Here is a 19,662-nt window from a genome sequence, read left to right on the forward strand (position 1 = left end):
AGCGCTTACCTTCGACATGATCTGTGACGCGCACGGCATCGAGCATAGGCTGACAAAGCCCAATCACCCCTGGACCAATGGCCAAGTGGAGCGGATGAACCGAACCATCAAAGAGGCAACGGTCAAACGCTTCCACTATCAGGATCACCAGCAGCTCAGGGCCCACCTTGGAGACGACATGGCCGCCTACAACTACGCCCGCAGGCTGAAGACCCTGAACGGCCTGACGCCCTACGAATACATCTGCAAAATCTGGACTTCAGAGCCGGAAAGATTCATCCTCGATCCGATCCACCAGATGCCGGGACTGAACAACCGGCCAGTTTCACCAGCTCATGGCGCGGATCGATCAGATCGACCAGGCGCGGCCGCAAAAGGTCATCTTGTTCTTCAATGCGAGGACGGTGCTTCATGGCCAGAACCGAAATTACAGAGTTTCAAACGAGATTACCCGAAATCCTGCAACAGAAAACGAGAAAAATTACAACAATTCTGCGTAAAATCAGACGGTTGAGAATTATTCAGACCGAACTCAATACATGTGGTGGACCCGCGCGTTTCCGGCACGGGGGATGCCGCCCCGACGGGTTGATTTGCCGGTAGAATATTCACTGGGCACCAACCCCAGATAAGCCATCAGCCTGAGCGGTATCTCAAACCGGCGCCCCTCCCCGACCTCAGCCATGAATGTCACTGCGCTGATCAGCGCGACGCCGCGCAGAGCCTGGAGCGCATTCACGGCGGGTGCCAGGTCCCACTCAGGCACCCGCGCTTCAATATGGCGGGTTAATCTTTCGAGGCGTTCATTTGCGTGCCGCTCTGCCTGCAGCATTTCCTGCAGAGCAATTTGATGGGCAGGGTGGCCGAAGGACAGGGTTTGCAGCCAGCGCAGATACCGCATCGTCCAGGCCCTGGTTCTCGGGCAGCTCTGTCCGTGCCGTAAGAGAAAGGCCGTGATGAGCTGACGCTTGTGGCGGTGATCCTCTGCTGCCCTCTCGCGGGTCCGAACCAGATCGCGCATTGCCTCATGGGTCACATCGGGCACCCAGATCGGTGCCAGTTCGCCCGCGCGAAGCAGGCGCGCCAGACGCATGGCATCCAGCCGGTCGGTCTTCACTCTGCCGTCTGCGCGGGAGGGGATAAGGGACGGAGCGACGACACAGCACTCAAAGCCGTGTGCATGTATCTGTCGATAGAGCCCGTAACCAGTGGGTCCAGCCTCATAGCAGGCAGAAACCCCGCCGTACCCCGACAGCTTCTTCAGACGTTTTTCAACGCCGACAGGGGTGTTTTCAAAAACTCCCGGATAAAGCGCATCGCCCTGAGCTCCGGCATCAGCCAATGCGACGGCCAGCTTGTCTTGCGAAACATCTATCCCGACAAACAGCCCAATCCCTTTGTGGGTCATGCCTTCCTCCATCACAATGACGGCCGGCGCCGCCTCTGAGCAGAGTAACCGCTGAGCGGTCAGAGGCGGCCGATGAAAAAATCATGCGGTCTTACGATGGAGCAGATGAACGACAGCCTGCTGTTGTGCGGGTTCTTGGGCCTGAGCGTGGAGGAGCGTGTCTGGGTTCCTGCCGTATTCAGCAAGCACCGTGATCGGTTGCTGCACACGGACGTGTCCCGCCGCATCATGGCGGCGATCCTTGCCCATCGTGAGGTAAAGTCCCTCTTGTCCGATGAGCATTTCTCGGTTGATGGCACTCTGGTCAAAGCCTGGGCTTCCATGAAGAGTTTTCGCCGGAAAGGGGGAGTGGCCCCGGAAGAGATGCTCCAGGCATATTTCCAGGCCTGCAAGCCGACATCCTAGCGCCAGTCACGTCCCAGAATACCGAAGCCGGCCAGATACCCACAGAGCCGCAATGCGGCAGTCGATTTCCGCGCGGAGACGCGCAGCAACGCAACTCATGCCTTGGCAACGGATCCGCAGGCACGGGCTTTACAGGAAGTCGCCGGGTGCCAGTGTGTGCTACATTGGCCATGCGCTGATGGAAAACCGTGCGGGCCTGATCGTGCAGGGCGATCTGACCCAGGATGATGGACGGGCAGAGCGCAGCGTCGCATGATCCATTGTCAGTCATCCGGGTCCACCCGCAGATTGACGTTGGGTGGTGACCGGAACTTCGATGTCGCCTCCTTCGTGTCCGACCTGCGAAAAGCTTGTGTCACACCCCATGTTGCCCGGAAATCACAGCACTCAGCCATTGATCGTCGGACTACACGCCACAAGGGATACGCCATGTCCTTCAAACATCGCAAACGGATCGCGGACGCGTTCGGCTGGGCAAAAACCATCGGAGGAATTGCACAAACTGCCTGTCGCGGCATCGGATTCATGCGCACGCTTCATCAGGGCCATGGCAGCCAGCAATCCCGCAAGGCTGCCGAAATTGTTGGCGGCATGACGATCTTAGGCAAACACGGCATGCAATTAGGACGAAAAATCAAAGCAAAACCGGCCGCGGTGAAGAATAACCGTCCTGCGCGCCGGATTTTTTCAGCAGCCTGTCAGTACGATTGACGCACTCATGGGCAACCGGCGCCTCCATAATTGTCCGCGGACAACGGTCGACGTTCATTTGTCCGCGGACAAATTTTCTCACGCCAGTTCGAAACCACCTGATTGGGTCTAGTTGTTCGATGCTCCGACCTAATGCAGCTGCATAGAAATAGGCCGAAGGATGCCGCACAGCACTTCCACGCTGCAGCAAATGCCAGACAAGGGCCGTGATCGTCATGGCTGAATGCCGAACAACTGCCTGATCAAAATGCTGGACAGAAATACCCATCATTGGGGCCAACATCCTGGCATGCGCCAGCGCTTCTCGTTCCGTGCGGATGGGGCTTTCGGCAAAAGCTAAGGCTTCAGGGCAAAGCTCTATCAACAAATTCAAAGTCTCGGCAGCATCTTTATCTAAATGTTCTTTATTGAGACTATGATGATGACGGTCAATTTGTCCGTCACTGCCGGACAAATCATGAGTTGCAGGGTTGGCAGTGGGCAGGGCAGGGTGGTCGTTTACTGCCGGGAGAGTCTCAAGACGCGCTTTCAGTTCATCAGCCGTGATATTCCGCCGGGCGGCTTTGAGGGCATCACACGCTGCTTCATGATCCGGATCCACCACCAGCAGCCGAGCGGCTGCCGCGCGCAGGCGTGCTTTCAGGTAACGAAGCTGGCGCAGGCGTGCTTCTGCTTCAGTTGCACGGGCCTTCAGCTCACCATAGCCTGCGAAAATCGGTGACAGATCAAGGCCAAAGCGTAAAACGCGGTCCTCAACCGGATCAAAACGAGTGAAGCGCTTACGGTTCGCGCTGTCGCTGCGGGTCAGCAGGCCTGCGTCCCGCAAAGCCTCGATATGGCGGCGCAGACTGCGCTCACTGAGGCCACCTGCCCGCGTGATCAAAGTTTCATTCGAGGCGAAGACGATATGGTGGTTGCGCTGCGGTGGCAGGAAGCTGAGCAGGACTTCCAGCGTTCTCAGGACCTGCGGGCTCAGGCCCAGATCCGCTGCGCAAAGCCGCAGGACCGGCAGCAGTTCAGCCATGTTTACAGGGTCTGGCGTGGCGCTGCGCACCACCGACAGGCCCTCATCCTGTGAGGGAAATCTCTGATGGATCATTGTCTTCGGGCAACCTGTCTCCGGTCGCGCCCGTCAAAGTGGCCCGTCTGCTGTCAAAAGGCAGCAAAAATCCTACGGCAGAAACTGCCGGACTTGACTCTTATGGAGAGGAATGGCAGATCTGGTTTGCTGAACACAGATCGGGCTCTCCGAGGGAAACCTTGGGGGGCTCGTTCCTTTTTGGGCTGGCCGTTCCTCCTTTCTCTTTTATTTACAGTCTCAGGTCTGCATGTCAGACCAGCGGCGATGAAGCGCCTGAAGCTCTTCTTCGGCATTGGCCTCAAGCCAGGCCGCGAAACCCGGGTTCTGGCGGTTGTCGATCTTCAGCGTCAGGCTGCGTGCACCGGATTTTAACTCAGCGAGCGGCTGTCCCTGCTCAGAGGTGATCTGGCGCAGGGCGTCGCGCATCGCGGGCCGGGCAGGGGCGGCGCCGACGCGGGCAATGGCCTGCACCGCGGATTCAAAGCGGTCATCGGAGGACAGGCCGGCCGAACCGGCGTCCAGATCCTTGATCAGCTTGCCAAAATCAATTCCGCTGTTTCGCACGGCATCGGCCAGATCTTCCCAACGACGGCGGCCGACACCATGGGCCGGGCCAATGGCCTCAATCAGGCTCATCGGCAGGCTGCGGGCAACTTTCTGCATCCGCGACAGCATCGGGCGATCAATCGCCAGCGCATCCAGGATAACGTTCTGCGTATGACCGCTTTCGCCAAGCTGCGCTGCGAACATGGCTTTTTCGATGAAACTCGGGTCAAGGCGCTGGCTGTTTTCCTGGCCCTGGGCCAGAATCGCCTGGGTGTCATCAAGGGTGCGGACCATCGCGCGCGCAGGCTGTTTAAGCACCCGCAGCGCGGCAAGGCGGCGGCGGCCATAGACGACCTGATAGCGCCCTGGCTGGTCGCGCAGCGGGCGCACCATGATCGGCACCTGCTGACCGTGCAGTCGGATGCTCTCAGCCAGTTCCGCAACGGCCTCCGGACCAAAGGCCAGGCGGTCGCGCGGGCCATCGTCTTCAATCAGCGCCGGGTCGATTTCGCGCACGGCATTGCTGGACATATCGCGCAGGGTGGATTTCATCCCCGTCATCGTGCCGGTATTGGGAAAGCGTGGCGCCCCCGCAGCCTCGCTGGACGGGGCAGGGGGCGGCGGGGGCTGAAACAGATTACGGCGTGCCATGTCTTAAACTTTCCTTCCCCAGGCCTCCTGGAGGACCTTCTCAAACTCGTCTGCAACCCCGTTTACGCTCTCCAAAATCCGCTCAAGTGTGCGGCGGACGACCTGAGAGGGGTCGATCTCATAGATCGTCTGCTGCGTCATCCCGGCGTCAGAGATGGCGGTGGATTTCAGCATGGGCGTATTGAGAACCTGATCGAGCAGGATCGAGCGCAAAAAGCCCGCCATCTGCGACTGCGGCACATCCGTCGGCTCATAACGCGCGATCAGAAACTTCAGGAACCGCCAGTCGGTCGGACCGGTGATTTCTTCCAGAGTTCGGACAGTTTCCCCAGCCATTTCAAGGAATTGTGCCATGGAGGCCACATCAAGCATCGAGGGCACAACCGTGATCAGAAGACCGGTCGAGGCCAGCAGAGAGGTCATGGTCGTAAAGCCCAGTTGCGGCGGGCAATCGATGATGACGAGGTCGTAATTCTCTTCAATTTCTTCCAGCGCGATGGCCAGACGCTGGGTGAAAGCGGGCTCTATCCGGTGCTGCAGCGCGTAAGCCGTCTCGGTTTCATATTCCGAAAGCATCAGGCCCGCAGGCGCGAGATCGAGATTGTGGAAATAGGTTTTGCGGATCACCTGGCTCAGCGGCACCGGGTCGCTGTAACGCAGCGCATCATAGATCGTGCCGCCGTCGGCAAACTCAATCTCGGGACGATAGCCAAACATGGTGGTCAGGCTGGCCTGAGGATCCATATCCAGTGCCAGAACCCGGTAGCCCCGCAGAGCATAGCGCTGCGCCAGATGAATCGCCGTGGTGGTTTTTGAGGAGCCGCCCTTAAAATTCACAATCGAAATGACCTGCAGATCATCACCTTCGCGCCGGCCGGGGCGGTAAATCTCGCCATTGCGGCCCGTGCGCACCATGACGTCGCGAATCGCGTCGATCTCGGCCGCGGTATAGAGGCGGCGACCGCGGCTGTCGGTTTCAACTGCCGGAAAATCGCCTTCCTGATGCCGCGTGCGCAGATTCGACAGGCTGATCCCCGTCAGTTCAGCCACTTCAGCCGGATGGAATTTGCGCAGAGTTTTCCGCACTTCCGGGTGAAAACTGTTGCGCATATGGTCATTTAACGCATGCGAAAGCCGTTCCGCGCTTGAGCTGATGCTGCCTGCGATGGATCCGGGCGTGGGACGAGCTGTGCCTGCCATATGCTGTGGTGCCTCTTGTCGGGCGTGATGTGAGTTGACGCAGAATTGCACAAACATGCGGATTTAGCGACAGAAAAGTTTCTGGCACGCAAGCTGCCGTCTGACAAGCAGATTCGCAACCTGGCGATGGCGATTCCGCGCCGGGGGCCACGGCTCTTCTCTGGTCGTGCCGGAACGCTGGACAGGCCAGCGGGTCCGGCACAAACTGCGGGATCAGACCTTCCCATGCTGAAGATCGCAGAATGACTGTAGCGCCACCCTCTGACTTCTACCTGCGCGATGTGCTGTCGCTCGCGCGCGACCTGATCGGGGTGAGGCTGGAGGGCCGGGGCGCCTCTGGTGTGATTGTTGAGACCGAGGCTTACCGCGCGGATGATCCCGCTTCGCACAGCTTCAACGGGCTCACCCCCCGCAACAGATCGATGTTCGGACCCGCCGGGCGGGCCTATGTGTATCGCGCTTACGGGGTACATCTCTGTCTGAATGTGGTGGGCAGGCCAGGAGAGGCGGTTTTAATCCGCGCCCTTGCGCCTGTTGAGGGGCTCGATCTCATGGCAAAGCGGCGCAGCGGGCGTCTGCCGCTTTGCGCAGGGCCGGGGCGGCTTTGTGAGAGCCTCGGGGTCAGCCTGGACGACGACGGCACGGATTTCGCAACCGGGCCTCTCAGGCTTTGTCTCACAGAAAAGACGACAGGTGCCGTGCTCTGCGGTCCGCGCATCGGCATCAGCCGGGCCAAAGAGCTGCCCTGGCGCTTTGGGCTGGCGGGGGCCCCGCTCAGCCGGAAGATCCCGGGGTAAAGCTCTCGCGCAGGCGGCGGCGAAAGCGGTGATCGCGCTTCAGGTGCCATTCGCGTGACATCGCGCTTTGGCGGTCTGCGCAGGGCTCAAGATGCACAAGGGTCCAATATGCGCCACGGGTGCTTTTCGCGCCCCGGGCGCGGCCTGAATTATGCTCCGCCAGACGCCGCTCAGGGTCCAGGCTCCAGCCGACATAAGTCCGTACACCCCGCGCGTCTTTTGTCGCCAGAACATAAACATAGGCGGTCTCGGCGGCGGGGTCTGTGCTCACTGGATCTGTCTGCGCGAAAGAGGGGGCGATACCGCGACCCTGCAGGCTCTGGCGTCAAAAGTCCAGATCATGAGGCCCCGGCTGCGCCCGCAGGCCCAGGAAAGTGTAAGCCTTTGCGCGGTTATCTGGCCGTGACGCCCGGGCGGTTCCCGGCCTATCTGACAGGAGACAGCATGAGTGATCCGTTCAAAAGCCACGCCCTCGGCCCCGCTGGTCCCGCGATCGGCGGTTTTGCGGTGACGCCCTCTGACAGCAGCGATCTGGCACAGGCGGTGCGCGCGGTGTCAATCGGCGGGGAAGGGGGGACGCTCAGCTTTATCAGCTCGCGCGATGCGCAGACCTATACAACGGGCGAGCTGTTGCCCGGAACCTATCCGCTTTTTGCCCGCCGCATCCGCGCTACGGGCACCACGGCGACGGGTCTGACCGGCTGGATCTGAGACGGAATGGCCCGGCCTTTTCCTGCCCCTTTGTGGGGCAGGAGCCCGCGTCAGAGGCGTTCAGGGCGTCTCAGATTTCACCTCAGGCTCCGCCGAGGCGGTCGCGGCCTTGCGGGTATCTTTGATCCGGCGGTTCTTTTGATATTTGCGGATCCGCTCCGGATCGGATTTTTCGGCAAGAAACGCCGAGAGATCGAACTTTGGCTTCATGGTGAACATCTGCACGGTGCCGTCCTCAGCAGCGAAAGGCTGCGGTTCAGCTATAGCGGGTTTGGCCGGTTTTGTCCGATTTTTCACAGTGTTTCGCGGCTGCTGGGAAAATTCGGGGGCCTGTGTGAAAATTTTTAAAATACCCTCTTGTTATCTTCGGGCTTAACGCGCATCTTGTGTTTGCAGTTACGTTTTTGGGCCTGGTCTTTCGGCGCAGTTCTCGATCATCGCGCTTGCCGGGCCATCGCATTTTGCGGGTGGCGTTTATAAAAGGAACTCCACGATGGCTATGGGCACCGTGAAATGGTTTAACTCGACCAAAGGTTTTGGCTTTGTTGCTCCGGAAGGCGGCAAGAACGACGTTTTCCTGCACATCTCCGCTCTTGAGCGCGCTGGCATCCGCAGCGTGAACGAAGGCCAGCAGATCTCGTTCGACGTCGAAACCGGCCGTGACGGTCGTGAGTCGGCGACCAACGTTCGTCTCGCCTGAGGTACGAATAACCCGCCTTCTGATGGTTATCGCCGCTGATTCTCGAATTGGTGTGCTTGCATAGCTGTCAGGTTTAAAGACGGGAGATACAGAGCCCGGAGATCCTCAGGATCTCCGGGCTTTTGTTATGTCCGGGGTGTTCTCCTGATCACCGCGGCTCACGGCGGCAGGATCTCGCAACTGCTGAGGCCCATCACGGGAAACAGCGTCAGTGCGATGGACGCCAGGCCAATCCAGCCCCCGGCGCGTGCGATCTGCGCCCCTGTGCCGTCGCCGCGCGGTGTTCGCCACAGGATCACTATGGCTCCGGCAAGTGCAGCCAGCCAAAGCGTGTTCAGCGTGAAAACATGCAGATTGCCCAGCGGCGCAGGCTGCAGCACCCACCCCCGCGCACAGCCAAGGCCATGAACCGCATAGATCAGCGCAAAGGCCAGGGCCCAGAGACCCGGTCCCAGCAAGGCACGGGTGGCCCAGTTCATGACAGCCCCTCCTGCAATCCGACCGTGGCAATCAGCAAAAGCGCCGTCACCGTGGTGTAATCCTGCCAGAGCCGCCAGACCGGGGCCGCCCCTGGCCGGTTCGCGGCCATCCTCCCGTCGCGGCGCTGAACCCTGCAAAGCCCGGCCAGCAGAGCCGCGATGACGCAGTGAAGCGCGATATAGCCTAAGGCTGCCGCCCGCAGCGCGTTGCGGGCATGCGCCGTGGGGTCCTCCAGAATGAGCGCCAGCCCGATCACCGCGCCAAGCGCAAGGATCAGAATAATCAGCGCGGGACCCGCGCCGCTCCCCAGGCGCGGTCGGGCCAGCAGGCTGCTGAGCACCAGGCACAGCGCAAGTCCGAGCGACAGCAGCAGCGCAGGCTCTGCGGGCAGGGCGCTTTGCGGGGCAGGCCAGTTCGGTGCAATCACCGACAAAAAGCCCAGCGAAAACAGGAAGCAGCCAAAAAGCGCCCCATTGGCGATCAGCAGGCAGATCAGCCCGCTGCGCGCCAGACTGTCGGGGACCTCATGGTGCACCGGCAGGTAAAGTCCGGGCGCTGCGGGGATCAGATCCTCGCCTTGCGCGCTGCCCATCCAGCGCTGCCACTGCCAAAAAACTGCCGCCACGGCAAAAAGCCAGCAGCCCGCCGCCACATAAAAGCTGCTCAGCATCAAAAGCACAAAGCCCCCGATCACAGCCGCGCTGAGAATGGGCAGCGCACTGTTTGAGGGCAGAACCGCCACATGGCGCGCCTCACCGCTGAGGGCATCGACCACCAGGGTCTCGCGGCGATCGCGCGGCGCGCCAGGCAGGGCTCCCTCGCCACGGGCAATCTGCAGCGCAGCCTGGCCGGGCAGGGGGAGGGAGGCGATGTTGTAGCCCGGCGCGGGCATCAGCATGGCCCATTCCAGGGTTTTCGCCCCCCAGGGGTTGCGCCGCGATTTCGCGCCAAAGAGCCATTGCAGGATCAGATCCAGCGCAAAAAGCGCAAAGCCCGCGGCCATGATGAAGCTGAAAAAGGAACTGCTGAGGTTCAGCCAGATCCATTCAGGATTGTCGGGATAGGTGCTGATCCGTCGCGCCATACCCATCAAGCCGGTCAGATGCATCAGGAAAAACGTGCCGTGAAAGCCGATCAGGATCAGCCAGAAGGCCATGACCCCCGGCCCCCGCACAGCGGCTTTGCCCGTGAAGAGCGGCATCCAGTAGACCGCCGCCGCCATCATCGGAAACACAAATCCGCCAATCAGCACATAATGCAGATGCGCGGTGACAAAGGCGGTGTCATGGGCCTGCCAGTTGAAGGGCACAATGGCCAGCATCACCCCGGTCAGCCCGCCCATCACGAAGGTCGAGAAAAATCCCATCAGATGCAGCATCGGCAGATGCATCTCAGGCCGCCCTTTCCACAGCGTACCGATCCAGGCGAAAATCTGCACCGCCGTTGGCACCGCCACCAGCGCCGAGGCCGCCGAGAAAAACGCCAGCGCCATATGGGGAATGCCCGTGGTGAACATATGATGCACCCAAAGCCCGAAAGACAGAAACACCAACCCCAGGATCGCCGCCACAATCGCGCCGTAGCCAAGGATTTCTGTGCGCGCCATCACCGGCAGGATCGTAGAGATCGCCCCTGCGGCGGGCAGGAAAATGATATAGACCTCCGGATGGCCAAAGAGCCAGAACAGATGCTGCCAGAGCATCGGATCACCGCCGCGGGTGACATCAAAAAACGGCCAGTCGAAGGCGCGTTCCAGCTCCAGCAGAACCGAGGCCAGGATCAGCGGCGGAAAGCCCACCAGCATCATCGCCGCGGTGCCGAGCATATACCAGGCAAAGAGCGGCATCTGCGTGAGCTTCATCCCCGGCGCGCGCATCCGCAGGATGGTCACGGTGATCTCAACAGCCGCTGCCACGGCGGAAATCTCAACAAAAGTAATCCCCAGCAGCCAGACATCGGCGTTGATCCCGGGGCTGTAGGCCTTTGAACTGAGGGGCGTATACATAAACCAGCCGCCATCGGGGGCCACGCCTGCGGCCAGTGCCGTCAGAAGGATCAGCCCCCCGAAGAAATAGCACCACCACCCGAAAGCCGAGAGGCGCGGGAAAGCCAGATCACGGCTCCCCAGCATCTTCGGCAGCAGATACATGCCAAGCCCCTCCAGCAGCGGCACGGCAAACATGAACATCATCAGGCTGCCGTGCATGGTGAAGAACTGGTTATAAAGCCCGACATCCAGGAAGGCCCCGGCGGGCGTCGCCAGCTGCGCCCGGATCAGCATGGCCAGGCAGCCCGCGATGGCGAAGAACACGAAGGCCGCGATCATGAAGCGCAGGCCAAGCTCGCTGTGGTTCACCGAGATCAGGATCCCGCGCAGCCCCGGTGGCCGCCCCCAGACGCGGTCCAGCTCGCGGTGCAGTTTCAGGGCGGATTGCGGCAGATTGGGTTGGGGGGGGGTCATTCTGCGCGCGCTCCTTCGGCATCTTTGTCGGTGAAGGGCGGTGGGGTGTCGCCCTCCCAGGCCAGGACCTCAAAGAGCATTCCGGCAAATCCGGTGCCGGAAAACTCAGCCGAGCGGCCCTGGTAAACCCCGGGGCGGTCTGCCTGAATGCGCAGAAGGTTATCCCGCCCTGGCACGGCATCCATCTTTCCCGCCAGCTGCGGCACCCAGAAAGCATGGATCACATCCTCTGAGCGGATCACCACATCGACCGGGCGTCCCGCCGGGATATGAAGCCGCCCAAGCGTCTCAATCAGCGCGCCACCCGGCCCGGGCTGCCGAAAGCGCCATTCCCACTGACGGGCGATCGCCTCTACCCGCAGCACGCCGGGATCGGGATGGGGCTGAATACGCTCGCCCGTGCGGATGCCGGCGCCGACGACCAGCACCAGGATGCTGAGGGTAAATCCAAGCCCCATGCCGCGGATCCAGAAGCCTTCGCCCGGGCCATCATCCGCCCGCCGGGCAAAGCCGCGCCAGACCAGCGCCAGCACCAGAAGCGTAATCAGCCCCGCACCGATCAGCATGGCCCACCACAGCAGTGCAATCACTGCCGCCGCAGGCCCGTTCGGCTCCAGCGTCGAAAGCGGGCCACGACAGCCCGCCAGCAGCGCCACCGCGCACAGCGGAACCATGCGCAGCCCCACCCGTTTTCCTGACGACCCCCGACAGACCCACACGCCTGAGGAGTGCGAGACCTGATGCCCAGCCCCCGCCGATCCCGCCGCAGACTGAGCGACCCGATCCATGAGCACCGGAGCTTTCACCGGACCGAATCCAAAATTGCCGTCGCGGGTCATCCGATCCATGCCATGCTGGTCACCTTTCCGATCGCGCTCTGCGCCAGCACCCTTGGGGCGGATGCACTCTATTGGTGGACGGGCGATCCCTTCTGGCCCCGTGCGGCACTCTGGGCTGCGGGGGTGGGGTTCCTCATGGGGATCCTTGCGGGTCTTGCGGGCACGGCTGAGCTGTTGCTGGTTCCGGGCATTCGTATCCGGGCGGCAAGCTGGACGCATTTCATCCTCGCGGTGATGCTCCTGTCGGTTCTGGGGCTGAACTGGGGGCTGCGGCTCTCTGATCCGGTCGCGGCGGTGCTGCCCTGGGGGATACTGACCTCGCTTCTGGCGGCGGGAATGACCGCTATGACCGGCTGGCACGGTGGCAAGCTGGTCTTTGATTATGGCCTTGGGACACAGACTGCGGCGGGGTCTGCTCATGGCGGCGAGACCCGCGGGGACAGGAACTGAGCCGGGATCAGGTCCCGAAAAGGTCCTGGGGCGGGCTTCAGCAGCACCAGCCCGAGGACCACCGCCATCAGCGGCATCACCACCACCAGACCCGCAAGCGGGGCCGCCCGCCAGCGGCTGCGCCGCTCCTCGCCGGACCGCTGGATCATATGGCCAAACCAGATATGGATCATCACCATAGCGGCGACAAACCCCAGCTTGATAATCAGCCAGGGCTCAAAGATCCCGGCGGCGAAGATCAGCGCTGTGCCCGCCGCCACAGTGACCAGAGCGGCGGGGGTGGCAAAGCCGATATAGCCAATATGCGTCAGCAGCCGAAAGCGGTCATACTGCCTTTGCCCCCGCGCCGCGCCATGCCCCTGCAGCAAAAGCGGCAGCGCGATCAGCGCGGCACACCAGCAGATCAGGCCCGCGATATGAAGAAACTTCAGCGCCGCGATCATGCGGCCAGCCCCCGCGCCCAGGCCCGCCGGGCGATGATCGCCGCAACAATCCCTGAGGGCAGCAGCCCCGGCACCCACATCAACAGCCCCGCCGCCCGCTGATCGGACAGCGGATCAAGCCCCCAGGCAAGCGGCCCGACCAGATGTTCAGGGTAGAGCAGATGATTTGAGAAAGTGAGAACCGCGCCGATCAGCCCCATGATCCCCGCAAGTGCGCCGATCATCAGCGCCGTCGCAAAGCCCTCATTGCGCGGCCCGGTGGCGACGACCGCCGACCAGAAGCCCCAGGCCGGAAGCAGCAAAAGCGCCTGCATCAGCCAATAGACGACGCGGCTCTCCCAGGCGGCGGAATAAACCGCAGGAATATGCCATGCAACCAGCGCCAGGGCGGTCAGCGCAAAGGCCGGAGTGGGGGCTGTTCGGCGCAGGGGCAGCGACATCGCCAGACAGGGCGCGATCACCCCCAGGATCAGCAGATGATGCAGCGCACGTGCCGAGAAAAGCGCACTGGTCAACGCGCAGAGCGGCGAGACGAAGGCCAGCACCAAAAAGCCCCAGGCCAGCAGAAAGACCGATCTGTTTCCCGCCCGCGGCACCCCCGCCACCAGCATAACCCCAAGTGCCAGAAGCAAAACCGGGTCGGTGTTCCAGCTGCTCATCAGCGCCTCAGGCCCCGGCGCGGGGCCACAATAGGGACTGCTCAGCGCGGTCGCTTCTTCTGGCATGCGCCCCGTCTCCTCCTGCCGCTTGCGGTTGTCTGAGGAGAGAACGGGTGAAACCGCTTAAGGTTTCAATCTTTGGACAATGGCGCAGAGACAGAAATCCGGCCCCGGGCGCGGCAGAAGGTCTGCAACGCCCGGCCGACGAGAGGCCCCCGCCGATCCGCAGGGGCCGCCCCGCTTAATCCAGCAGCGCCACGGCGCGGCACCAGCCGGCAGAGGCTTTCTCGATTTTCACCGGAAAGCAGCTGATTTTAAAGCCGGTGGCGGGCAGATCCTCCAGCTTGTGCAGCTTTTCGATATGGCAGTACCCCGTGTGGCGGCCCGCTTTATGACCCTCCCAGATCAGCGCGCCATCACCGGTCGCGGCGAATTTCTTCGCGGTATGCACGAAGGGCGCATCCCAGCTCCAGCCATCGGTGCCGGTCACGCGGATCCCCCGGTCGAGCAGATACATCGTCGCCTCATAGCCCATACCGCAGCCGCTTGCGACGTAATCGGGCTGCCCGAATTTCGCCCCGGCGGAGGTATTGATCACCACGATCTCAAGCGGCGAGAGGCTGTGACCGATGCGGGCAAGCTCCGCTTCAACATCCGCAGCGGTTACAACGTAACCATCCGGGAAATGACGGAAATCAAGCTTTACGCCGGGCTGAAAACACCACTCCAGCGGGACCTCATCAATCCGCATCGCGGGTTTGCCGTGATCCTGGGTCGGGTGGTAATGCCAGGGCGCATCCAGATGGGTGCCATTGTGGGTCGACAACTGGATCCGCTCAACCGCCCAGCCTTCGCCATCGGGCAGCTGGTCGGCGGTCAGGCCGGGAAAGAAGTTCAAAATCCCCGGCAGGCTTTGCTGGTGGTTGATATATTCGATCTTCGGATCATTGCCGGGCGGATCGGCGGGCACGTCATTTGCCAGCGGCACGGAAAGGTCAATAATGCGCATTATGTTCACTTCTCCCTGAGGGACCCTTTGGTCAGTCTTTTGCGGTGCGGATCTGGTTGCGCAGCACGCCGATTTTCTCGACCTCCAGCTCAATCACCGCGCCGTCTGACAGGAACCAGCCGTTCTCCAGCCCGCAGCCATTGCCCACGGTGCCCGAGCCGAAAAATTCGCCCGGATGGATCCATTCATCCTGGCTGACATGCGCAAGGATTTCTTCAAAGCTGAAGAGCATGTCGCGGCTGGTATTTTTGACCACGGTTTTGCCGTTGATCCGTGCGGTCATGCCCAGGCTGTAGGGATCGGGGATTTCATCTTTGGTGACGATCCAGGGGCCAAGCGCGTTGGAATTCTCGAAGCTCTTGCCCTTTGACGGTCCCAGACGGCCCTGCATTTCCTGCATCTGCTGATCGCGGGCAGAGAAATCGTTGAAGATGGTATAGCCGACAATATGGTCGCGGGCATTTTCAGCTTTGATATTTTTGCCTTTTTTGCCGGTGACGATGCCGAATTCCAGCTCGTAATCCATCACTTTGCTATAGCGCGGCCAGGTCACCACATCTTCCGGCCCGCAGACTGCCAGACGGTTGGTGAAATAATAAATCGGCAACTGGCGGTAAATTTCGGGCAGCTCGGGCAGTTCGCGGGCCATGATTTCGGCCTCTTCCGCCGCATCGCCGCGCGCGCGGGCGGCGGCCAGCGCACGGCCTTTGCCCGAGCCGGACTGCCGGATATGGGTCTCAAAACTCATGCCATCGCGCATCTGCCGCGGCTCCGGCAGCGGGGCGAGCAGGCGTGCGGCGGCCAGATCATGGGTCAGGCCCGGGTCTGCAGCGCGCTCGGACAGGCGGCGGACCGCATCGAGTGCCGCCTCGCCGCCATCCAGCAGCGCCAGCATGGAAAGATAATCCGCCCGCATCTCTCCCGCAGCTTCGGCCGCTGCGCGGATGTCGAGAAGGCGTCCGGTCTCAGGCAGCGCCACGCCGATGCGCGGGCCGTCTGAGGCCATAAAAGTGGCCAGTTTCATGAAGTCCTCCCTGTTGTGATCGCTTGACACGATGCACAATCGAAAGGATTGTCGATAAAATATCGCGAAGTCAACGGAGGAGAGACTTTGCGTATAAAGGGGAGGAACATATGAAAAAGTCTCTGGCCTTCGCACTGGCGGGGGGGCTGACGGCCCTTGCCATGAGCCCGGCGCTTGCGCAGAAAATCCGTATCGGCTGCACGTCTTCGGCCGATTGCGGCACCGCTATGGTGGCGGCCGACAATGGCATCTTTGAGAAAATGGGTCTGGATGTGGAGATGACGCGGATCGCGCTCAACTCCAATATCCCGCCGGCGCTGTTGTCGAATTCGCTCGAAATCGGCGGGCCGACCTCATCGGTCTTCCTGCAGGCCGCCGATGGCGGGCTTGATCTGGTAGCAGTGGCGGGTGCTTCTTATATGCATGAGGCCTCAAACGAGGGCACTGTTGCGGTGATCCGTGACGGCGTCACCATTGAAAAGGCTGCGGATTTTGCCGGTAAAAAAGTCGGCGTGCCGGGCTTTGGTGCCTATATCCACATTCTCTTCGTGCGCTATCTGATGGAAAACGGCGTTGATCCGGCTTCGGTCAATCTGGTGGAAACCTCGTTCCCCTCGATGCCGGATGTGATCCGCACCGGGGCGGTGGATGCGGTGCTGTCGGGCGGGCCGATCGTGGCGCGGATTTTGGAATCGAAAACCGGCCATCTGGGTCCGAAGTTCGTCTCAGAACTGGGCGGCGATGCACCGATCATCTTTTACGCTGCCACCCGCGACTGGGCGACGGCCAACCCGGAGGCGGTGCAGAAATTCCGCGCCGCCATCGCCGAAGCTGCGGCGTTGATTGAGGCGGACCGCGAAGTGGCGATTGCCTCGGTGGCAAAATTCACCGAGCAGAAGCCTGAGCTGGTGCGCGCAACGCCGCCCTCAAAGTATAAGCCCGAGATCACCGCCGACGGCCTGGGCTGGTGGCTTGATCTGATGAAAAAACAAAACCTTCTTCAGGGCAGCGTGGATGCCGCAAATCTTCTCGCCCCCTGAGACCTGACCTGTTGAGCTGACGTGAACGATCTGAACACCGACCCGGACCTGACCCTTGCCGAACGTGCCGCCCTGGTGCTGCGCCAGGACATTCTGACCGGGCGGCACGCCCCCGGCGACCGCCTTGGCGTGGTGGAGCTGGCGCAAAGCCTTGGCATGGGGTCGACCCCGGTGCGCGAGGGGCTGTCGCGGCTGGTGTCTCAGGGTCTGGTGGTTTCAATCGGGCGGCGTGGCTTTCGGGTCAGCGACACCAGCCGCGAGGATCTGGAGGATCTGACCCTGCTGCGCCGTCTGGTTGAGGGAGAGGCGCTGCGCCGCTCGATCAGCCGTGGCGGCGACGACTGGGAGGCCGGCATCGTGGCCGCGCTGCACCGGCTGAAGAGTTTTGTGCGCCGTGAGGGGCTGCAGGCCCCGGAGGGTCATCCCGACTACGACGCGCTGCACAAGGCCTTTCACCTGGCGATGATTTCCGCCTGCGCGGCGCCGCGACTGCTGGCCACAGCGGTTGAACTTTATGACCAGGCGTATCGCTACCGCCGGTTGATGATGACCGAGCTCAAGGACCCTGAGACTTTCATCCGGGTCCATGAAGATCTCGCCGAAGTGGCGCTCTCCCGCGATATGGCGCGGGCCGAAAAGCTGCTTGGCGATCATCTCGAAACGACGCTGGCCTATGTCTACGCGCAGACCGGCTGACCCTGACAAGGAATTCCCTTCGTGACGGCGCTTCCAAAGTTCTCTTTCTCCGGCGCAACTCTGGCTTTTGGTCAGAAACCGATCCTTCGGAATATCTCATTTGATATTCCCGCCGGGCAGTTCACCTGCATTATCGGTGCATCGGGCTGCGGTAAAACCACGGCTCTGCGGCTGGCAGCCGGGCTTTATCAGCCGACACAGGGGGCGGTGCTCTTTGACGGCGAGCCGATGTCTGCGCCGCGCGCGGATGTGGCGATTGTGTTTCAGGATTACGGCAAAGCGCTGCTGCCCTGGCGCACGGCCTTTGGCAATGTCTCGCTGGCGATGGAGGCCGGGGGAGTGCCAAAAGCCGGGCGCGCCGACCGGATTGAAGAGCTGCTGGCGCTGGTGGGTCTCGCCGGTCAGGGCGGTAAATATCCGACCGAGATGTCAGGCGGTATGCAGCAGCGGCTGCAGATTGCGCGCTGCCTCGCGCAAAATCCCTCGGTTCTGCTGATGGATGAGCCCTTTGGCGCTTTGGATGCGATGACGCGCCAGGGCCTTCAGGATGAGGTGCTGGAACTGGTCGCCCGCACGCAGACCACGGTGATCTTCGTGACCCATGATCTCGAAGAGGCGATCTACCTTGGCGACCGTGTCATTGGACTTTTGCCCCATCCGGGCCGTGTGGGCATTGACGTGCCCGTCAACCTGCCCCGCCCGCGGGATCAGCTTGCGACCCGCGAAGAACCTGAGTTTCTGCGCCTTCGCCGGGAGCTTTTTGACTTCATCAAGGGCTCTGAGGCATGAGCGCGGCCGCTGTCCCGCGCCTGCGGGTGAACTGGCTGGGCCTTGCGCTTCCGGCGGGGCTGCTGCTGGCGCTTGAGCTGTGGTTGCGGCTGTCCAACATCACCACCGAAAGCCTGGCACCGCCGAGCGAAGTCTTTGTCACACTTCTGGAAAACCTCGCCAATGGCCGGCTGCCCGCCGCCACGCTGAAAACCCTGACCGGGGCTTTTGGCGGGCTTTTGATGGGCGGCATTCCGGGGCTGCTGCTCGGCATCGCCTTTGCGCTGGTGCCTGCGCTGGACCGCGCCATGGAGGTCACGATTGAGGCTTTGCGCCCGATCCCTTCGGTGGCCCTTTTGCCGGTGGCGCTGATGGTCTTTGGCTTTGGCTATGGCATGGAATTCGCCATCGTCGGCAAAAGCTGCTTTTTCATGATGCTGATCCTGACCCGCGCTGCCGTGCGCGGGGTGGAGCCGCGTTTGCGCGAAGTCTCCCGGGTGCTGCGGCTTTCAAAACCGGCGATGGTGTGGAAAATCATCCTGCCGGCCATCCTGCCGCGGCTTTTCGTGGCCTTTCGTCTGGGGGCCAGCCTTGCGCTGGTGGTCTCGGTCACGATTGAGATTGCCGTTAACCCGCAGGGGCTTGGCTATGAGATCATGACCGCACGAGAGGCTTTGCGCCCGGATCTGATGTTGGCCTGCTTTATCTGGATCGGTCTTGTGGGCCTTGGGCTGAACGCGGGGCTGCTTTTGGCGCAGCGTAAACTTTTTGGCCGCGCGGCGCTGGCCGGTGAGGGAGTGAAATGAGGTATCTTCTCACTTCCGGGCTGATGGGGCGCGGCGTCTCGGTGCTGGTGGCGGCAGGCGTTGTCTGGATCTGGCTGCTGATCTCACGCTCGGGCGCGATCTCGCCGCTGTTTTTGCCGGGGCCGGATAAGGCTTGGGCCTCGCTTCTGCGTGGCTTTGAAAACGGCGTTCTGCTGCGCCAGACGCTGGGCACTTTGCAGCATATGTTCTTTGGCTGGCTGGTGGCCTCGGTGGTGGCGGTGGGACTTGGCTCGGTGATCGGGATCTCGCCTCTGGCGCGCCGGATCTTTTCGCCTTTGCTGGAGTTTCTGCGCCCGCTGCCCGCTTCGGCGGTGATCCCGATTGCCATTGCTTTCATGGGCCTGTCCAATGCCATGGCGATCTTTGTGATCACCTTTGGCACGCTCTGGCCGATCCTTTTGTCGACCGTGCAGGGCTTTAGTTCGGTTGAGCCGCGGCTTTATGAGGTGGCAAAGGCGCTGCGGATGGGCCGGATTGAGACCATTCGCAAGATCGTGCTGCCCTCAGCGCTGCCCGATATTCTGGCGGGGATGCGGATTTCGGTCACCGCCGCGCTGATCCTTTCGGTGGTCTGTGAGATGATTGCAGGGCTTGACGGGCTGGGACACTACATCATGGTGTCGGCCAGACTGTACCGCTCGCCCGACCTTTTTGCGGGGGTGATCCTTCTGGGGGCGATCGGCTATGTGTCTTCAACACTGGTCAGCATGGCAGAGGCCCGCCTGCTGCGCTGGCGTGATCGCGGGCACTGAAGGG

Annotated in this window: 22 protein-coding genes and 2 pseudogenes; 11 read left to right on the forward strand and 13 right to left on the reverse strand. The window is 61.7% G+C overall.

Annotated elements, in window-relative coordinates; translation table 11 throughout:
• Positions 1-313, forward strand: a pseudogene (locus EG244_RS13865) (integrase core domain-containing protein); the annotation flags it as partial.
• A 219-nt stretch (positions 314-532) separates the two neighbouring features.
• Here the strand turns inward: EG244_RS13865 and EG244_RS13870 are convergent.
• Positions 533-1,408: an IS110 family RNA-guided transposase gene (locus EG244_RS13870; protein WP_233589013.1), complete on the reverse strand. Its 876-nt coding sequence runs from the start codon at positions 1,406-1,408 to the stop codon at positions 533-535.
• Between the two features lie 96 nt (positions 1,409-1,504).
• On the opposite strand from EG244_RS13870, the pseudogene EG244_RS20990 reads away from it, so the two are divergent.
• Positions 1,505-2,408 (forward strand): annotated as a pseudogene (locus EG244_RS20990) (IS5 family transposase); the annotation flags it as partial.
• 39 nt (positions 2,409-2,447) lie between these two features.
• Here EG244_RS20990 and EG244_RS13885 read toward each other — a convergent pair.
• The 3 genes from EG244_RS13885 to repA all read right to left on the reverse strand — a co-directional run bounded on the left by EG244_RS13885 (position 2,448) and on the right by repA (position 6,002).
• Positions 2,448-3,623, reverse strand: a complete 1,176-nt coding sequence (locus tag EG244_RS13885; RefSeq protein ID WP_124965590.1) for a helix-turn-helix domain-containing protein — start codon at positions 3,621-3,623, stop codon at positions 2,448-2,450.
• 219 nt (positions 3,624-3,842) lie between these two features.
• Entirely contained in the window at positions 3,843-4,802 is a 960-nt protein-coding gene (gene repB / locus EG244_RS13890; protein ID WP_124965591.1) for a plasmid partitioning protein RepB, read from the reverse strand.
• A 3-nt stretch (positions 4,803-4,805) separates the two neighbouring features.
• Positions 4,806-6,002, reverse strand: a complete 1,197-nt coding sequence (gene repA, locus EG244_RS13895; RefSeq protein ID WP_124965592.1) for a plasmid partitioning protein RepA — start codon at positions 6,000-6,002, stop codon at positions 4,806-4,808.
• 242 nt (positions 6,003-6,244) lie between these two features.
• Between repA and EG244_RS13900 the strand changes: the two genes are divergently transcribed.
• Positions 6,245-6,799: a DNA-3-methyladenine glycosylase gene (locus EG244_RS13900; RefSeq protein WP_124965593.1), complete on the forward strand. Its 555-nt coding sequence runs from the start codon at positions 6,245-6,247 to the stop codon at positions 6,797-6,799.
• On the opposite strand, the gene EG244_RS13905 is transcribed toward EG244_RS13900, so the two are convergent.
• Complete coding sequence (locus EG244_RS13905; RefSeq protein WP_124965594.1) at positions 6,777-7,070, reverse strand: GIY-YIG nuclease family protein; 294 nt, start codon at positions 7,068-7,070, stop codon at positions 6,777-6,779. The genes EG244_RS13900 and EG244_RS13905 overlap by 23 nt on opposite strands.
• Before the next feature lie 173 nt (positions 7,071-7,243).
• Between EG244_RS13905 and EG244_RS13910 the strand changes: the two genes are divergently transcribed.
• Complete coding sequence (locus EG244_RS13910) at positions 7,244-7,510, forward strand: spike base protein, RCAP_Rcc01079 family (protein ID WP_124965595.1); 267 nt, start codon at positions 7,244-7,246, stop codon at positions 7,508-7,510.
• Positions 7,511-7,570: 60 nt separating this feature from the next.
• Here EG244_RS13910 and EG244_RS20440 read toward each other — a convergent pair whose 3' ends face one another.
• Complete coding sequence (locus EG244_RS20440; protein WP_158617315.1) at positions 7,571-7,735, reverse strand: hypothetical protein; 165 nt, start codon at positions 7,733-7,735, stop codon at positions 7,571-7,573.
• Positions 7,736-8,003: 268 nt separating this feature from the next.
• On the opposite strand from EG244_RS20440, the gene EG244_RS13915 reads away from it, so the two are divergent.
• Complete coding sequence (locus EG244_RS13915) at positions 8,004-8,210, forward strand: cold-shock protein (protein ID WP_124965596.1); 207 nt, start codon at positions 8,004-8,006, stop codon at positions 8,208-8,210.
• A 158-nt stretch (positions 8,211-8,368) separates the two neighbouring features.
• On the opposite strand, the gene EG244_RS13920 is transcribed toward EG244_RS13915, so the two are convergent.
• Genes EG244_RS13920 through EG244_RS13930 form a run of 3 tightly spaced genes read right to left on the reverse strand, consistent with a single transcriptional unit; the run spans position 8,369 to position 11,837 of the window.
• Positions 8,369-8,689 carry a hypothetical protein gene (locus EG244_RS13920; protein ID WP_124965597.1) on the reverse strand — a complete coding sequence of 107 codons (321 nt, stop codon included), beginning with the start codon at positions 8,687-8,689 and terminating at the stop codon, positions 8,369-8,371.
• Positions 8,686-11,151 carry a cytochrome c oxidase subunit I gene (locus EG244_RS13925; protein WP_124965598.1) on the reverse strand — a complete coding sequence of 822 codons (2,466 nt, stop codon included), beginning with the start codon at positions 11,149-11,151 and terminating at the stop codon, positions 8,686-8,688. Before EG244_RS13925 ends, EG244_RS13920 begins: the two co-directional genes overlap by 4 nt.
• Positions 11,148-11,837, reverse strand: coding sequence for a cytochrome c oxidase subunit II (locus EG244_RS13930; RefSeq protein WP_199737977.1), 690 nt, complete (start codon positions 11,835-11,837; stop codon positions 11,148-11,150). The genes EG244_RS13925 and EG244_RS13930 overlap by 4 nt, the downstream gene beginning before the upstream one ends.
• 54 nt (positions 11,838-11,891) lie before the next feature.
• Here EG244_RS13930 and EG244_RS13935 point away from each other — a divergent pair, with 54 nt between their 5' ends.
• Positions 11,892-12,440: a DUF2231 domain-containing protein gene (locus tag EG244_RS13935; protein WP_124965599.1), complete on the forward strand. Its 549-nt coding sequence runs from the start codon at positions 11,892-11,894 to the stop codon at positions 12,438-12,440.
• Here the strand turns inward: EG244_RS13935 and EG244_RS13940 are convergent.
• The 4 genes from EG244_RS13940 to EG244_RS13955 all read right to left on the reverse strand — a co-directional run bounded on the left by EG244_RS13940 (position 12,407) and on the right by EG244_RS13955 (position 15,575).
• Positions 12,407-12,883 carry a CopD family protein gene (locus EG244_RS13940; RefSeq protein WP_124965600.1) on the reverse strand — a complete coding sequence of 159 codons (477 nt, stop codon included), beginning with the start codon at positions 12,881-12,883 and terminating at the stop codon, positions 12,407-12,409. The genes EG244_RS13935 and EG244_RS13940 overlap by 34 nt on opposite strands.
• On the reverse strand, positions 12,880-13,608 hold the full coding sequence (locus tag EG244_RS13945; RefSeq protein WP_124965601.1) for a cytochrome c oxidase assembly protein: 729 nt from the start codon (positions 13,606-13,608) through the stop codon (positions 12,880-12,882). Before EG244_RS13945 ends, EG244_RS13940 begins: the two co-directional genes overlap by 4 nt.
• 175 nt (positions 13,609-13,783) lie before the next feature.
• Positions 13,784-14,551, reverse strand: coding sequence for a cyclase family protein (locus EG244_RS13950; protein ID WP_124965602.1), 768 nt, complete (start codon positions 14,549-14,551; stop codon positions 13,784-13,786).
• Between the two features lie 31 nt (positions 14,552-14,582).
• Positions 14,583-15,575: a fumarylacetoacetate hydrolase family protein gene (locus EG244_RS13955; RefSeq protein WP_124965603.1), complete on the reverse strand. Its 993-nt coding sequence runs from the start codon at positions 15,573-15,575 to the stop codon at positions 14,583-14,585.
• Positions 15,576-15,685: 110 nt separating this feature from the next.
• On the opposite strand from EG244_RS13955, the gene EG244_RS13960 reads away from it, so the two are divergent.
• The 5 genes from EG244_RS13960 to EG244_RS13980 are packed head-to-tail and all read left to right on the forward strand — an operon-like array spanning position 15,686 to position 19,658.
• On the forward strand, positions 15,686-16,615 hold the full coding sequence (locus EG244_RS13960; RefSeq protein ID WP_124965604.1) for an ABC transporter substrate-binding protein: 930 nt from the start codon (positions 15,686-15,688) through the stop codon (positions 16,613-16,615).
• A gap of 21 nt (positions 16,616-16,636) precedes the next feature.
• Entirely contained in the window at positions 16,637-17,311 is a 675-nt protein-coding gene (locus EG244_RS13965; protein ID WP_124965605.1) for a GntR family transcriptional regulator, read from the forward strand.
• 21 nt (positions 17,312-17,332) lie between these two features.
• The gene (locus EG244_RS13970) at positions 17,333-18,100 is read left to right on the forward strand and encodes an ABC transporter ATP-binding protein (protein ID WP_199737978.1); all 768 of its coding nucleotides are present in this window, start codon (positions 17,333-17,335) and stop codon (positions 18,098-18,100) included.
• Positions 18,097-18,885 (forward strand): ABC transporter permease, encoded by a 789-nt coding sequence (locus EG244_RS13975; RefSeq protein ID WP_124965607.1) that lies wholly within the window; start codon positions 18,097-18,099, stop codon positions 18,883-18,885. The genes EG244_RS13970 and EG244_RS13975 overlap by 4 nt, the downstream gene beginning before the upstream one ends.
• Positions 18,882-19,658: an ABC transporter permease gene (locus EG244_RS13980; RefSeq protein WP_124965608.1), complete on the forward strand. Its 777-nt coding sequence runs from the start codon at positions 18,882-18,884 to the stop codon at positions 19,656-19,658. The genes EG244_RS13975 and EG244_RS13980 overlap by 4 nt, the downstream gene beginning before the upstream one ends.
• Positions 19,659-19,662 lie beyond the last annotated feature (4 nt).

The sequence above is a fragment of the Falsigemmobacter faecalis genome (genome assembly GCF_003863335.1).
GTDB classification, from domain to species: Bacteria; Pseudomonadota; Alphaproteobacteria; order Rhodobacterales; family Rhodobacteraceae; genus Wagnerdoeblera; species Wagnerdoeblera faecalis.